The sequence below is a fragment of the Desulfobaculum sp. SPO524 genome, from assembly GCF_044987625.1.
Taxonomy (GTDB): Bacteria; Desulfobacterota; Desulfovibrionia; order Desulfovibrionales; family Desulfovibrionaceae; genus Desulfobaculum.
Map to the genome: position 1 here is coordinate 833238 of NZ_JBJDSB010000002.1, position 14708 is coordinate 847945.

A 14708-nucleotide genomic window follows, 5' to 3' on the forward strand; every position below is an offset into this window, starting at 1 on the left:
CTATGAACGACGCGGTCCTGACGCAGACCTTTGCGCAGGAAAGTGCGGCCCGAAAACGGCGGCGCGTGCTCCTTTGCGCGCTTGCTGCGGTGTCGTGCGCATCCGTTATCGGGGGCTGTCTGTTCGGCCCCCTGCCTCTTCCCGCACGTGACGTGTTTGCGGTGTTGGCCTCTGCTCTTGGCCTGCCCGTGGATGCGCCCGCAGACCCGACGCTGTCTGTGGTGATTCTTGATATCCGGCTCTCCCGCGTGTGTCTGGCGTGGGTTGTGGGCGCGGCGCTGGCCGCCGCCGGGGCCGTGTTTCAGGGAATTCTGCAGAATATGCTGGCCGATCCGTTCACCATTGGCGTGTCCACGGGGTCGGCCTTTGGCGCTTCACTCGCGCTGTACTTCGGGCTTGCGGGCGTACACACGGTCTTTGGTCCGGGCGTTTTGCCCCTTGCGGCCATGCTTGGCGCGCTTGGCGCGCTGGCCGCTGTTCTTTCCCTTGGCCGTGTGGCCGGGCACCTGCGGCGCGAGACGGTCGTCCTTGCGGGCATTGTGGTGGCGACGTTTCTCTCCGCGCTTATTGCGCTCCTCAAGAGTTTGGACGAGGAGTCCATGTCCAGCATCGTCTTTTGGGTGATGGGCAGCTTTCAGGGGCGAAGCTGGGAGCATGTGGGCTTTGCCGTGCCGTATATGCTGGTGGGCGGCCTTGTCATTATGGCCTATGCCCGCGAGATTGACCTGTTGTCCATGGGCGACGAGCAAGCCGCCATGCTGGGCGTGAATACTGACAGGACCCGCCTTATTGTTTTGGTGGCCGCCAGCCTGCTGACGGGCGCTGCGGTGAGCGTTTCCGGCGTTATCGGCTTTGTGGGGCTGGTGGTGCCGCATTTGGTGCGCATGCGCATGGGCGCGGAGCACCGTCCGCTGATTGCGGCCTCGGCCCTTGTGGGCGGCGTGGCGCTGATGTGGTCGGACGTGCTGGCCCGGTGCCTGCTGCCCGAGGGGCAGGAGCTTCCGGTGGGCGTGATCACCGCGCTGATGGGCGGACCGTTCTTTTGCCTGCTGCTGCGGCGGCGCGCCAAGGAGATGGGCCTGTGATTCGCATAGAGGACCTTTCCTGCGGCTACGGCCAACGCCGTGTGTTGGATGGCATTTCCGCAACCCTGCGCCGTGGGCAGATGGTTGGCCTGCTTGGCCCCAACGGCAGCGGCAAGACCACGCTGCTGTCCGCCGCTGGCGGCATTTTGCCTGCCATGGGCGGGAGGGTGCAGTTGCAGGAGGACGGTGGATGGCGCGACGTGCTCGCCATGTCCGCCAAGGAACGCGCCCGGCGCATCGCCTTTGTGCCGCAAAAGGCCTCGGCGGCGTTTCCGCTGAAGTGTTCGTCCGTGGTGCTGATGGGGCGCTATCCGCACCTGTCGGCATTTTCGGGCTATGGGCGTGAGGACATCGCCGTGGCGCGGCAGTGTATGGAGCGCGCCGGAGTGGGGCACCTGTGGGAGAGGCCCACGGACGCGGTGTCCGGCGGTGAGTTTCAGCGCGTGCTGTTTGCCCGCGCCTTGGCGCAGGAGACGGACGTGATGTTTTTGGACGAACCGTCGGCCAGTCTGGATATGTCCGGCACAGTACAGCTTTTTGACCTGCTGCGCGGCATGGCCGATGGCGGCGGGCTGGTGTTTGTTACCGTGCACGATTTGAACCTTGCCGCCCTGTACTGCGACCGCGTCATCTTTTTGAAGAACGGCGCCGTGGCGGCGGAGGGCGAGACCGGGACGGTTTTTGATGAGCAGATACTTTCTGGAATTTACGAAACGCGCATCCGTGTGGGCAGGCACCCTGTCACCGGTGCGCCGCAGGTGCATATGGTGCCTCGTCACGCTGGCGCTGTGCCTGACGGCGTCTGCGGCCCGTGCTGATGTCGTCACCGTCCGTGATGGCCGTGGGGACACGGTGCGCCTTGATGCCCCAGCGCAGCGCATCATAGCCCTGTATGGCGGATTTAACGAGATACTGCACGCCATGGGCCTGTCGGACCGCATTGTGGCCCGCACCAGCAACGAGACGTTTCCTCCGGGCATAGCGGACAAACCCGGCATCGGCACGCATATGCGCCCGAATATGGAGCTTATCGTCGGGTTGCGGCCGGATGTTGTGCTGCAATTGGCCGGGCGCAAGGCCGCGGGCGAGACCGTGACCCGCCTACGCCAGCGCGGCGTGAAGGTGGCGGCGTTCAGTCCCGCGACCATAGACGAACTTTTTGACACCATCAGGACCATTGGCGCGCTGACCGGAAGCGCTCCGGCGGCGGAGGCGCTTATCGGGCGCATGCAAAGCCGTCTGGATGCCGTGCGCGAGCGTGTGCAGAATGTGCAGCACAAGCCGACGGTCTTTTTTGAGGTTCGTTCACCGAACCTGCTTGGTGCCGGACTCGGCGGCATTGTTAACGATGTCATAGAGCACGCAGGCGGACGCAACTGCGTGCGTGTGGACCGCAAAATGGTCCGGCTGGGCGAGGAAGCGCTCATCGGCTTGGACCCGGAGGTCTACGTCATTCAACAGGGGCCGATGAATCAAAGCCCCCGGCCTTTGGCCGAGCGTCCTTTGTACCGCACGCTCTCCGCCTGCCAATCCGGCAGGACGCTGGTGGTGGACGAGCGGATGTTTTCGCGGCCCGGACCGCGCATTGTGGAAGCTGTGGAAACCCTTGCCCGCTTCCTCCACCCGAACAGAATGAAGAACAGGAACGACTAGCGTGAACTACGGAACCCTCTACGGAATAGGCGTTGGCCCCGGCGACCCGGAATTTCTTACCCTGAAGGCCGTGCGCGTTTTGGGTGGTGTGGACCGCATCTTTGCCGCGGCTTCGTCCAAGAATACCTATTCCGTCTCGTATGATATTGTCCGCCCGCACCTGAAGGCCGATGTGGCCGTGCAGACGCTGGATTTTCCCATGACCAAGGACCGCGAGGTGCTGCAGGCCGCGTGGACCCAAAACGCCGAAGCCGTGCTGGACGCCATGAAGCGCGGCGAGAACGTGGCCTTTTTGACCCTTGGCGACCCGCTGACCTACAGCACCTTTGGCTATCTGCTGCGCACCCTGCGCGAGATGGTGCCCAACGCGCCCGTGGAAATTATTCCCGGCATCACGTCCTACAACGCCGCCGCGGCCGCCGCGCAGACCGTGCTGGTGGAGGCCGAGGAAAGCCTGACCATTGTCTCCGGCGCCAAGGGCGGCGACAGGGTCCGCACCATTGCGGACTGTACGGACAGCCTTGTCGTCCTCAAGACGTACCGCCAGTTTGGCGATATCACCACCGCCCTGAGCGAGAGCTTGCGCCTTAAAGAGGCAGTGCTCATCAGCAATTGCAGTATGGAGGGGGAATGCGTGGTGCGCAACTTGGAACCCGGCATGCCCGCGCCCAAGTACTTTTCCCTGATCATCAGCACCCCGCGCCGTTAGCGCTGGTGCCTGCCTGTCCTGCGGGCGCAGGCTCGCGTCATCGCGCGGTGCCGGCTCCCTGATTGGTTGCGGCAGTGTATGGCGCGCCAGAACGCATCTGGAGCCGGCCGCAGTGCGCTTTTTGGCGCAGGAGGCGGATCCTCTAGAGAGAAGAGCGCCGGAGAGTGGGCGGAGGTCCACGCCGCGTTGCCCGTGAAAGAAAAGCCGCCCCCGGAACCGTGGTTCCGGGGGCGGCTGTCATTTTGGTCTGTCTGCGCGTTGGCGCGGGCTATTCGCCCTTGTTAACGGCGTAGCCCTGCGGCTGTAGCCCCGTGGAGGAGGGGGTTCCGGCAATGCGCGAAAGGTAGGACGGGCCAAGGTCCTTGATGTGTCCGGCGATGCTGTCGAAGTAGTTGTAGTGCTCCTGCTCTTCGTCGATGATTTGCTCAAACATCTTGGCCGTGACGCTGTCGCCGTTTTCCCGACATTCCTGCAGGAAGCGGTTGTACACGTCGATGGTGTCGTCTTCCAGCTCGGCGTCAAAGTCGAAGATGACGCCAACCTCCTGCCCGCGTTCCACCTTGTTTTTGTAGTTGGTGGTCGGCTCGCCGCCAAGCTCCTTGATGCGTTCGGCGAATTGCTCGGCGTGGCGCATTTCGTCGATGGCGATGAGTTTCATGTTCCCGGCCATTTCGCCGTAGTCCATGTCGTCCAGTCCATAGTGCTGGTTCATGTACTGGTTGATGGCTTGCAGTTCCATGGCGCGGGCTTCGTTCAGGATGTCGATAACCTTTTTGCGTCGTGCTTCCTTGTCGCTACTCATGGCAATATCCTCCTTTGTGGATGCGTCAAAGTGCGTGTATTCTCGGTAATGTACAACGCTGCGGCCCTGCGGCCGAAAGTTTTTAAACAACATCATAAATACGCGGCAATGACAAGTGGGTGCACAAAAAGACGTCCGGTTGTCTCCTGTCCCCGCCAGCGCATAAAAAAAGGGCGACCCCAATGGTCGCCCTTTGACTTTGCTCAAGTGTCCGTGGCCGGAGCCGTTAGACTTTTTCGAAGTATTCCTTCTCGGCCCCACACTTGGGGCACACCCAGCTTTCAGGAACATCTTCCCAAGCGGTACCCGGCTCTACGCCGTTGTCCGGGTCGCCCTCTTCGGGGTCATACACGTAGCCGCATGGGCATTCCCATTTCTCCATGGCCATGACGTCCTCCATCGCGGTTGATGTTTGCTGTTGTGGGGAAACAGGTCGAGAATAAGCGTCTTCCCGTAAAAGGCAAACCGTTTTTCTGCCGCCGCTTTTGGGCAGGGCGGGGCGTGTCTGTCCATAATAGGCCGAGAGTGCGTATGATATCACTGACGATTGGACAGCTTCTGCGCGCTGGGTGCCGCGGCGGCGGTGGACCGCGCAGAGGCGGCACCTGTGTGCGGAGGAACAGGATGCGGCGGGGAAAGGGTGGCAACCGGCAGGGCAACGGGCTACTGTTGGGGTGCGGGAATCCTCCCGGCACCTTGTGGAGAGCAACACCGGAGATGAATGTGGAGAGCTTTGCGGCGACACATGTCGGCCTTACCAAACAGCGCAACGACGACGCGGCCATGGCGCACAGTATTCATGGCGGCCCGGGCAAGGGGGGAAGTTGGATGCTCCTTGCTGTGGCGGATGGCATGGGTGGTCACCGCGGCGGAGATGTCGCCTCGCGCCTTGCCCTTGAGGTGCTGCGCGAGCTTCGCCCAACACCCGGACATGAGGAGGCGGCGCTGGAAGCGCAGGTGTATGAGGCGGGCGAGGCGATACGAGACAAGGCGCGGGCGGACGCCAATCTTAGCGGTATGGGCACCACGCTGACGGCAGCGCTTGTGCGTGGCCGCAATGCGTGGTGGGCCCATGTCGGCGATAGCCGCCTGTATCTCCTGCGGGGCGGCGTGTTGGAGCAGATTACCCGTGACCATACTTTTGTGCAGGATATGCTGGATTCCGGCGGCATGACCGAGAAAGAAGCCGAACTGCATCCTATGCGCAACCTGCTGGACCAGTGCGTTGGCGTCGCGCCGTTTCGCGCGGATGTTGGGCATATGACCCTGCGCGGCGGGGATGTGCTTTTAGTGTGTTCGGACGGCGTGCACAAGGATGTTCCGCTGGAGCGCGTTGCCGGGATTCTGTCGCGGGAGGCGCCGCTGCAAGTGCGTGGGAATGCACTGGTTCAGGCCGCGCTGGATGTTGGGGGGGTTGATAATATCGGCGTTGCCATTTTGGATGTGCCGCATGCGGATTAGCGCCCATGGCCGCTGTTTTTGCCGATTGCCATTGACGGGGATGCGCACATCTGCGTTAATTGTGGAAGAATGAGAATCCCTGCGCTGGTGTCTATGGCAAGGAGGCGGATATGGAACCAAACCGGCGGGACGACGACCGTCGTCAGGTTGACCTTGATGTGGATGTGTTGCTGCCGAGTGCGAACAACTCGCACTTGCACCTGCTGAGCGGGCGGGTGCGCAATGTTTCCTGCACGGGGGCGCTCTTGCGCGTGGACCCTGTGTACGCGCCATATTTTCGCCCGTCCTCCCTTGGAACCTCCATCGAACTGCTGTACTACGACCCGGACACCGATGCCGCCATTGTCGCGGAGTACGTCATTGGGCGCATTATCGTGGGTAATGCCGCCATTGAGATTGCCTGTGACGGACGCCATCAGGCGGAACCGGACATTTTGCCCTTTGTGGATTGCGCAGAGGGGAATTCGCCGTAGAATCCTTTACTGTGCGGGCTTCAAGGGGTAGCATCCGCCGCTTGGAAACCCAATCGCCAAAGGAGACGGCATGGCCAAAAGCTACGCTCCGCGGATGCACTCCGCCGAACATATTCTCAACCGAACCATGGTGACACTGTTCGACTGCGACCGCTCGTTCAGCGCCCATATCAACAAAAAGAAATCCAAGTGCGACTACCACTTCGACCGCGACCTCACAGAGGACGAGGTGCAGGAGCTGGAGCGACGCATCAATGCCGTTATCGACAGCGGCGTGGATGTGACCGAGCGCATGATGCCGAGGGACGATGCCGCGCGTGAATTCAACCTGACGCGCCTGCCGGATGATGCCGGGAAAACCCTGCGCATTGTGGATATTGGCGAATATGACGCCTGCCCCTGTATTGGCGAGCACGTGGACAACACCAGCGAGATTGGGGCGTTTCGGATGGTGTCGCACAGCTTTGAGGACGGCGTGCTCCGCCTGCGGTACAAGCTGGCGGCCCCTGCGGAGGCCGAGGCCTAGCCGCAACCTGTTTCTTCCGCCGCATATGGCATACAAAAGCGCCCCGGGGGTCTGGTCTCCGGGGCGCTTTTTGCTTGGGCGTGTGGCGGGCGGAGTCCGACACTGTGCCAACGGACCCCACCCATCCACGTTGCCTAGAGGGAGGTACGATGATGACCTAGCCGCCAAACCAGCCGGGGCTGATGACGGACATGGCTTTTGTATAGTGCGTCCGCAGGTCCTCGAACTTGCGGCCGACTTCGGATTCCACACCTTCGAGGGAGGTGGGGCACTCAAAGCGCATCTTTTCCATCTGCATTTCAATTTCACGCAGGACGGACTTGATTTGTTCCAGGGTGTCCTTCATGTCCGCGTGCTTGTCTGTTTCGGCAAAGACGTCGAACAACCGTGCCTTCCAGGAATTCAACTCCATCTCCATTCCCTTGCAGTAATGTTCGACGCTTTTCTTGCGTGCCTCTTCACTGGCGCACTGGTCAAGGATTTGGCAGTTTGGGCAGGGGCCGGGGTAGTCCATGTTGGGCATGACACGTCTCCTTGTTGGTGGAATACCAATTGTATTTTGCATACTGCGGCCCATAGTAGCATTGCCTGATTTTTCAGTAAAGAGGATGCTGCGCTTTTTGCGAAAAGTTGCAGAAAAGACGGGTGGCTGGGGCTTTGTGCGGAGTGGTTGTGCTGGGAGTTTGGTCTGGTGGGGTGGAGAAGGGGGGCGCGCGTCGTTGCTCTGGGATAAAGGAGAGCGGCATGGTCCGGAGGGGGCGTGGCGCGAGGGCTGTGAGGGGGCGTCATGGCGCGGTATGGAGAGGCTCCCCCTATGGGCGCGTTTGATTGAGGGCTGCGTGGTACCCAAGGCGCCTCGCGCGGGCGAGGAAGGAGAGCAAGCGTGGATGCGGGAAAACGTGTGGTCTGAGCGACTAGGACGGCTTTGAGAAAAGACGGGGGAGCATGCCGAAACGGTGCGGTTTATGGGGCTTCAGGCACACTTGGCGGATGCTGGTGACCGGGGACGGGCGGCTACAGGCCCCGGCGGGGGCGTCTGGTTTCCTTGTAGCCCTTGATGAAGGCGCTGACGAGAAGGGCGAAGATGTCAGAGAGGATGGCCGCGCCAAGACTGAGGTAGAAGAGGCTGTGGGCGTTGCGCACAAAGAGCTGTGGGCGGAATGCAGTGAAGTAGTAGAGCACAAGCAGGGCGACGGAGATGCATGCGCCAATGCTCGCGGACACGCGTTCCGGCTTGCTGAGGTTCATGCCAAAGGGGTCGTGGGGAAAGAATGGACCAAGGATGAGGCCTACAGTGCCACAGACAAAGAACCCCCATGCCGCACCAAGAAGTGCGCTGGCAAAGAAGCCAAAGACAGAAAGCTCGTAGTCCACAACATCGGCAAAGGCAAAGCCCGCGCCAAGAATCCAAAACAGATACCAAACGTACCGAAAGGCACTGTCGAAGAACGTGGGTGTCTTTTTCTGTTGCACAGCCCCCTCCAGCTGTCAGACATGAAAAGCGGCGATAACCCCCATGTTACGCGCGCCGTGTCACACAACGGTAAAACAAACACGGGCGACGCACAATGAAAGACCGCATAAAATCTAGGAAAAATTCCTAAAAATTCGGGAAGGAGAGGGAGAAAACCACAGAAGAGGCGTGGGGGATTCCCCCGGAAGAGGGTCGCGCGCTCCGGCGCGGCGGACGTTGCCGGACGTTTTGGCGCAGGCGGTGAGGGAGAGCGCTAACAGGCGCACTGCCCCAAAGCTCCCGTCCGGGAACGGAAAAATCCAAGAAACTCATTGACAACCGAGGCTCTTTGAGAGCATCAAAGACCCATCTTATTCTCAGGGCGGGGTGAAATTCCCCACCGGCGGTAACCCGAGTTGCTACGGGAAGCCCGCGAGCGCTTTTCCAGACGGGAAAAGGTCTAGCAGATCTGGTGAGACTCCAGAGCCGACGGTTATAGTCCGGAAGGAAGAGGGTAAGACAGCCTAGCATCCGCCCCTGCCACCTCCCCCGCGAGGTCCAGTGGCTGTTCGTCATGCGTACAGCTGTCTGTCTTATCGCCCTGATTCTGGTAATCGAAAATGGTTTTGAGGAGCATTGCCATGAATCAGAAGACCCTTTGTGGTACAGCAATCGAGCGAGTTGAAACTGCACTTGAAGCCCTGCGTAATGGGCAGGGTGTCCTTGTGACCGACAACGAGGACCGAGAGAACGAGGGCGATCTCATCTTCTCCGCCGAGCATTTGACGGCGGACCAGATGGCCGTGCTTATTCGCGAGTGCAGCGGCATTGTCTGCCTGTGCCTCACCGACGACAAGGTGAAGCAGCTTGGCCTGCCCATGATGGTGGAGCACAACAAAAGCGCCTATCAGACGGCGTTTACCGTCTCCATTGAGGCCGCAGAAGGCGTGACCACCGGCGTTTCCGCCGCGGACCGCGTGACGACCATCAAGGCCGCCATCGCAGAAGACGCGACCCCCGCGTCCATTCACAGCCCCGGCCATGTCTTTCCGCTTCGCGCCCGTCCCGGCGGCGTGCTGGAGCGCGGCGGACATACCGAAGCCACAGTGGACCTGATGCGCCTTGCGGGCCTGAAGCCCTGCGGCGTGCTGTGCGAGGTCACCAACCCCGACGGGACTATGGCCCGCTTGCCGGAGATTTTGGAATTCGGCGGCAAATGCGGCTACCCTGTCCTGACTGTTGACGACATTGTGGCCTACCGGGCCAAAGAGCAGAAAAAGGCCAGCTAAGCAGGCAGGCACGGCATAACGCCGCCGGGCCACCGGTCCGGTCCTGCACTGTGTGGAGGGTTAAGGATGCCGGGGTTTCGGCCCCGGAGCGGACATCCCCATGTGTACCCACACGGCGCGCTTTGCCCGGCACGTTAGTTAGCCGCTTGCCGCCCAACAGTTGACCACACGAGCATCTGTTCGCCAAAGAATCCGTTTCCAAGCGATGCGCCCCGGGCCATCGCACCAAGGCATAGTGAAAGCGCCCGTCCAAGTGTTTCTTGGGCGGGCGCTCACGTTTTTGTGCGGCAGGGTCGTGAAAGACGAAAAAAGCCCGGGCCTTGCGACCCGGGCTGAACATACATCAGATGGCTCTGAAATAGTGCGATGCCTCTCAAAGCCGCTGGTCTACTCATCCCCCGGGAACGAGACGGAGACGATTTCGTATTCAATGCGTCCGCGCGGGGCTTCCACAACGAATTCGTCGCCTTCTTCCTTGCCGAGCATGGCCTTGGCGACGGGGGACAGGACGGAAATTTTACCGACCTTGGTGTCCGTTTCGTCGGGGCCGAGCAGGGTGTAGGTCTTGGTCTCGCCGGTGTCGAGGTCTTCGATCTCCACGGTGGCGCCGAAGGTGACCTTTTCGCCATTAAGGGTCCGCAGGTCGATGACATTGAACCGCGGAATGCGCGACTCGATGTAGTTGATGCGGGCTTCAAGCATGCCCTGCCGTTCGCGGGCGGCGTCGTAGCCTGCATTCTCTCGCAGGTCGCCTTCTTCTCGCGCTTTTGCAATGGCATCAATGACTTCGGGGCGCTCCTTCTTGAGCTCCTCAAGTTCCTTTTTGACTCGCGCCAAACCTTCTACAGAAATCGGAATGGTGTTCATTGTTAATCCTTGGCTTCTCTCAACATCAATATTTGCCAACAGTTGATACTGCCTCGTCATGATAGGGCGGGCCGTCGCCTGTGTCGGCTCTACTGGGTGGCGACAGCGTGAAGGAAAGTGTTGGCCCCTTCCCATGCCGGACAGAAAGTACCTTGCGCTGGGCGCTGCCGCCAACGTCGGTGCGCGCTCAGTGCTGGCCATGGGGAAACACACGGTGAGCTTCATGCTATTGCATCACGGGGTTTCCGGCCTCCTCCTCTCCCCTCGAAACGTCAAAAAAGCCCTTGCGCGCGTGCTGCGTGCAAAGACTCACATATGGCGATGGGGAATGATGGAGGGCTGTCAAAACAGATAACAGAATTCACCATGGTCCGCTACCTTTTCAAGCACTGAAAAAAGTTTTTCTATATCGGGGACATGTTGCCCCATAGCGCTTGGCTCAGGGTGCGGTCCATGGTGTCTGGCTATGCACAGACGCTGTGCACCAATGGGGAGTGTGGCCGAAATTGCGTGGAAGGTCAATTGAAGTCTGGGAGATTTTCGCCCAAAAAGGTCAACAAAAGGCGGCGGGCGCAGATGCTTGAAATTATTGCGACTCTTGGTTGGTTGACCAGTTTGCGCGCTGGGCGGGGTGCCCTGTGTGGGGGATGCCGGGGCAATGCCCGCGCAGGGGGCTATGTCTTTTACGGCGCCGGGCGAGGTGCGGGGTGGCCAAAAAGGCGGAGGCAGGGCCGCGCAGCAGGGCTGGCGTGGAAAAGGAAAGGGCCGCTGGAAGGCATTCCAGCGGCCCTTTCGGTCACGAGACGTCCGGGTGGAGCTAATACCCGTTTTTGACGTTTCGGCGCATTTCGTCGAAGCGGGTGAGGATGACCTCATCCTGCTGCGGCGAGAAGGCGTTGATGAGCGTAATGGTCAACAGGTTGGCCGCAAAGCCGGGGACAATCTCGTACATGGTTTTGCCAAGGCCTGCGTGCTTCCAGAACACCAGAACCAGCGTGCCGACGATCATACCGGCAAGGGCGGACTTCCACGTGGTCTTGCGGCTATAGAGGGCAAAGAGGACCACGGGGCCGAAGGCCGCGCCAAATCCGCCCCACGCGTAGGCCACAAGGTCGAGGATGGTCTTGTTCGGGCTCAGCGCCATGCTCAGGGCGATGACGGAGATAATGAGCACACACAGGCGGCCCACAAGGATGAGTTCCTTTTCCGTGGCCTCGCGGCGCAGAATTTTCTTGTAGATGTCCTCGGTCAGTGCGGAGGAGGACACCAGAAGCTGGGAGTCGATGGTGGACATGATGGCGGAGAGGATAGCCGCCAGCAGGATGCCGCCAACCCAAGGGTTAAACAGCTTGGCGATCATGTAGATGAACACTTTTTCCTGATCGCCGCCGGTGAGGCCGTCGAACATGGGAATAGCCACCATGCCGATAACCACCGCGCCAGCGAGGGAGATAAGCACCCACGTGACGGCGATAACCGTTGCCTTGGGGATTTCCTTTACGGAGGTGATGCCCATAAAGCGCGCAAGGATGTGCGGCTGTCCGAAGTAGCCAAGCCCCCACGCCATGGTGGAGATAACCGCCACTATGGACAGTGTTTGCCCGCTGCCGTCGTGGAAGAGACTGGTGGAGATGCTCTTTGCGGCCATGTCGGCCTCAATGGCGGAGATGCCGCCGTTGCTCATGGTGCCTAGTATGGGGACGGCGATAATGGCAATGAACATCAAAGAGCCTTGGAAAAAGTCCGTCCAGCACACGGCGAGGAAGCCGCCGAGGAAGGTGTAGGCCATGATGACGGCGGTGCCGGTAAACACGGCGACCTTGTAGTCCACCTGAAACACGGACTCGAACAGCTTGCCCGCCGCCACCAGCGCGGAGGACGAGTAGATGGTGAAAAAGATGAGAATGATGACCGAGGAGCCAACGCGCAGCAGGCTGGTCGGGTCGTCAAAACGGCGCTCAAAGAAGGACGAGAGCGTCAGGGTATCCGTCATCTGCGTGTAGGAACGAAGACGCGCGGACACGCACGTCCAGTTGAGCACAGTGCCGATGAACAGTCCCACGGCAATCCATGCGTTGACCATGCCGCCAAGGTACACAGCGCCCGGCAGACCCATGAGCAGCCAGCCGCTCATGTCACTGGCCTGCGCGGAAAGCGCCGTCACCCAGCTGCCAAGACCGCGTTCACCAAGGATGTAGCCCTCAATGTTGGTCGTTTTCTTGTAGTAGAACCATCCAACGGACAGCAAAAACACAAGGTAGATGAAGAACGTGATCAGCGTCTCAGTCTGAATCATAAAAGCTCCGTTCCTGCGAGTAGGGATTGAAAGATATCGTCATAGGCGCGGGCAAAAGCCGCGCTTAGATGCGGGACAGGGGCACCGTTGCGTCGGTGTTGCATGCGACGTCCCGTGCAGGCTGGCAGAAATGCATTGCCTGCTCTTCCGGGTGGGGAAGTGCGCATAACATATACGAAAAAAAGATTTTTTCCAATCTCACCCAAGAGAAAAGTGAAAAGTGGCAAAATTCCGAACTTTCGTCTCTGACGACATGTCATCCAGAACAATGTTCACCGTTTGCTTCAATTTTGCGTATATCGTTCGGTGAGTGCGGGGGTATACCAAAGCCTCTGGCCTGTTTTGGGGGTGGGAAGTTAGAAAAAATCTTGAAAATCTTTGGCGAATTTTTTTCGGCGCTTTTCTTCCCGGCGCGAAAGCTGGAGGGGCGCAGCGGGATGACGGCCCGTGTGGCTGTGGAGCGCTGTGCGGGCGGGGCGCATCACCAAGGCGTCTGCCATTCGACACAAAGTCGTCATGATGCCAACGGGTTGTGATCGTATTCTCCCAGCGGATTCACGTAACAGAAAGCCTAGGAGGATTCTCATGAACCGTATTTTGTCTCGTTTGGCCCGCACGGCGCTTTTTGGCGCAGTGGCGGCTACGCTTCTGTGCCTTGCCCCGGTGTTCACCGCCGCTCATGCCGCAGGTGGCGCGCTCTACAGCGGCGCGCCCGCTAAGTACGTGTTCTTTTTCATCGGCGATGGCATGGGCATTCCCCAGCGCGCCGCCGCGTCGGCGTACTCCGGAAAAACGCTGGTAATGGATACCTTCCCCGCGCAAGGGCTGACCACCACCCGCGCCAACGACCGCTTCATCACCGGCTCCGCCGCTTCGGCCACGGCGCTGGCCTCCGGCACCAAGACCAATATCAATTACATAGGCGTGGACCCGCAGTTTCGCCCGCTGAAGACCGTTGCCGAGCTGGCCAAGGAAAAGGGCATGAAGGTTGGCATTGTTTCCAGCGTGTCCATAGACCATGCCACCCCTGCCGCATTCTACGCCCACGTGAAGACCCGCAAGATGTACCACGAGATAGACCACGCGCTGGCCGAAAGCGGTTTTGACTACTTTGGCGGCGGCGGGCTGAAGGACCCCAAGGGTAAGAAGTCCGACAAGCCGCTGGGCGACGCCATCGCCAAGGCCAAAGCGAATGGCTACCGCATTGTTACGGACAAGGACGAGTTTATGCAGTTGACCCCGCGCTCCGGCAAGGTGCTGGCGTGGAACGAGTGGCTACAGGACAGCGGCGCACTGCCGTACGTTATTGACTCCCGCCCGCAGGACATCACGCTGTCGGAGTTTACGGCCAAGGGCATTGAACTGTTGGAGAACCCCAAGGGCTTCTTCATGATGGTGGAAGGCGGCAAGATTGACTGGGCCTGCCACGCCAACGACGCCACCTCCGCCCTGACCAACAATCTTGAGTTCGACAAATCCGTGCAGTTGGCCGTGGATTTTGCCAAAAAGCACCCGGATGAAACCCTGATTCTTGTCACCGGCGACCACGAGTGCGGCGGCCTGACCCTTGGTTTTGCCGGAACCAAGTACCAGTCCTTCTTTGACGTGCTCAGCAAGCAGAATATCTCGTACGTGCAGTTCGATCAGGACGTCATGGCGCAGTTCAAGAAATCCGCAGGCAAGGCGGCCAGCTTTGACGCGGTAAAACCCCTTATCACCAAGCACTTCGGCCTGCGCTTCGCGGGCGACCCGGCGAAGGACCGCCTCGTCCTCGCCCCCTTTGAGCGCAAGATGCTGGCGGATGCCTTCCGCCGCAGCGTCTCCGGCTCGTCGGAAAAATCCGGTGAAGAGGAGTACCTGCTCTATGGTGAATACGACCCCATGAGCGTGACCATCACCCACATCCTGAACCAAAAGGCGGGCCTTGGCTGGACCTCGTACAAGCACACCGGTGTGCCTGTTTCCACCTCCGCCATGGGCGTTGGCGCGGAGACCTTTAACGGCATGTATGACAATACCGACGTGGCCAAGAAGGTGATGGCGATTATGGGCGTCCCTGCCCGCGTGCACATTGCCGAGCGCTAGGCGCGCTGT

General features: G+C 60.2%; 15 protein-coding genes and 1 riboswitch. Of the genes, 9 read left to right on the top strand and 6 right to left on the bottom strand.

Annotation, left to right across the window (positions count from 1 at the left end):
* Positions 1 to 2: 2 nt before the first annotated feature.
* Genes ACI3L3_RS09325 through cobI form a run of 4 tightly spaced genes read left to right on the top strand, consistent with a single transcriptional unit; the run spans position 3 to position 3447 of the window.
* The gene (locus ACI3L3_RS09325; protein ID WP_404844842.1) at positions 3 to 1085 is read left to right on the top strand and encodes a FecCD family ABC transporter permease; all 1083 of its coding nucleotides are present in this window, start codon (positions 3 to 5) and stop codon (positions 1083 to 1085) included.
* Positions 1082 to 1903: an ABC transporter ATP-binding protein gene (locus ACI3L3_RS09330; RefSeq protein ID WP_404844843.1), complete on the top strand. Its 822-nt coding sequence runs from the start codon at positions 1082 to 1084 to the stop codon at positions 1901 to 1903. Before ACI3L3_RS09325 ends, ACI3L3_RS09330 begins: the two co-directional genes overlap by 4 nt.
* A 34-nt stretch (positions 1904 to 1937) precedes the next feature.
* On the top strand, positions 1938 to 2738 hold the full coding sequence (locus ACI3L3_RS09335; RefSeq protein WP_404845215.1) for an ABC transporter substrate-binding protein: 801 nt from the start codon (positions 1938 to 1940) through the stop codon (positions 2736 to 2738).
* A gap of 1 nt (position 2739) precedes the next feature.
* Positions 2740 to 3447, top strand: coding sequence for a precorrin-2 C(20)-methyltransferase (gene cobI / locus ACI3L3_RS09340; RefSeq protein ID WP_404844844.1), 708 nt, complete (start codon positions 2740 to 2742; stop codon positions 3445 to 3447).
* A 268-nt stretch (positions 3448 to 3715) separates the two neighbouring features.
* Here cobI and ACI3L3_RS09345 read toward each other — a convergent pair whose 3' ends face one another.
* Together ACI3L3_RS09345 and ACI3L3_RS09350 are read right to left on the bottom strand one after the other, a co-directional pair.
* Positions 3716 to 4249: a bacterioferritin gene (locus ACI3L3_RS09345; protein ID WP_404844845.1), complete on the bottom strand. Its 534-nt coding sequence runs from the start codon at positions 4247 to 4249 to the stop codon at positions 3716 to 3718.
* A gap of 226 nt (positions 4250 to 4475) precedes the next feature.
* Positions 4476 to 4631, bottom strand: a complete 156-nt coding sequence (locus tag ACI3L3_RS09350) for a rubredoxin (protein ID WP_404845216.1) — start codon at positions 4629 to 4631, stop codon at positions 4476 to 4478.
* A gap of 341 nt (positions 4632 to 4972) precedes the next feature.
* Between ACI3L3_RS09350 and ACI3L3_RS09355 the strand changes: the two genes are divergently transcribed.
* The 3 genes from ACI3L3_RS09355 (at position 4973) to ACI3L3_RS09365 (ending at position 6709) form a co-directional block, all read left to right on the top strand.
* Positions 4973 to 5710: a protein phosphatase 2C domain-containing protein gene (locus ACI3L3_RS09355; protein ID WP_404844846.1), complete on the top strand. Its 738-nt coding sequence runs from the start codon at positions 4973 to 4975 to the stop codon at positions 5708 to 5710.
* Positions 5711 to 5820: 110 nt separating this feature from the next.
* Positions 5821 to 6183: a hypothetical protein gene (locus ACI3L3_RS09360; protein ID WP_404844847.1), complete on the top strand. Its 363-nt coding sequence runs from the start codon at positions 5821 to 5823 to the stop codon at positions 6181 to 6183.
* Positions 6184 to 6253: 70 nt separating this feature from the next.
* On the top strand, positions 6254 to 6709 hold the full coding sequence (locus tag ACI3L3_RS09365; RefSeq protein ID WP_404844848.1) for a hypothetical protein: 456 nt from the start codon (positions 6254 to 6256) through the stop codon (positions 6707 to 6709).
* Between the two features lie 157 nt (positions 6710 to 6866).
* On the opposite strand, the gene ACI3L3_RS09370 is transcribed toward ACI3L3_RS09365, so the two are convergent.
* Entirely contained in the window at positions 6867 to 7232 is a 366-nt protein-coding gene (locus ACI3L3_RS09370) for a hypothetical protein (RefSeq protein WP_404844849.1), read from the bottom strand.
* 491 nt (positions 7233 to 7723) lie between these two features.
* A complete protein-coding gene (locus tag ACI3L3_RS09375; protein ID WP_404844850.1) occupies positions 7724 to 8182 on the bottom strand; it encodes a hypothetical protein in 459 nt (152 codons plus the stop codon).
* A 349-nt stretch (positions 8183 to 8531) separates the two neighbouring features.
* A riboswitch (FMN riboswitch) is annotated at positions 8532 to 8682 on the top strand.
* A 121-nt stretch (positions 8683 to 8803) separates the two neighbouring features.
* On the opposite strand from ACI3L3_RS09375, the gene ribB reads away from it, so the two are divergent.
* Positions 8804 to 9451, top strand: coding sequence for a 3,4-dihydroxy-2-butanone-4-phosphate synthase (gene ribB / locus ACI3L3_RS09380; protein ID WP_404844851.1), 648 nt, complete (start codon positions 8804 to 8806; stop codon positions 9449 to 9451).
* A 387-nt stretch (positions 9452 to 9838) separates the two neighbouring features.
* Here ribB and greA read toward each other — a convergent pair whose 3' ends face one another.
* Together greA and putP are read right to left on the bottom strand one after the other, a co-directional pair.
* Entirely contained in the window at positions 9839 to 10318 is a 480-nt protein-coding gene (gene greA, locus ACI3L3_RS09385) for a transcription elongation factor GreA (RefSeq protein ID WP_404844852.1), read from the bottom strand.
* Positions 10319 to 11135: 817 nt separating this feature from the next.
* On the bottom strand, positions 11136 to 12614 hold the full coding sequence (gene putP, locus ACI3L3_RS09390; RefSeq protein ID WP_404844853.1) for a sodium/proline symporter PutP: 1479 nt from the start codon (positions 12612 to 12614) through the stop codon (positions 11136 to 11138).
* 585 nt (positions 12615 to 13199) lie between these two features.
* Here putP and ACI3L3_RS09395 point away from each other — a divergent pair.
* The gene (locus ACI3L3_RS09395; protein ID WP_404844854.1) at positions 13200 to 14699 is read left to right on the top strand and encodes an alkaline phosphatase; all 1500 of its coding nucleotides are present in this window, start codon (positions 13200 to 13202) and stop codon (positions 14697 to 14699) included.
* Positions 14700 to 14708 lie beyond the last annotated feature (9 nt).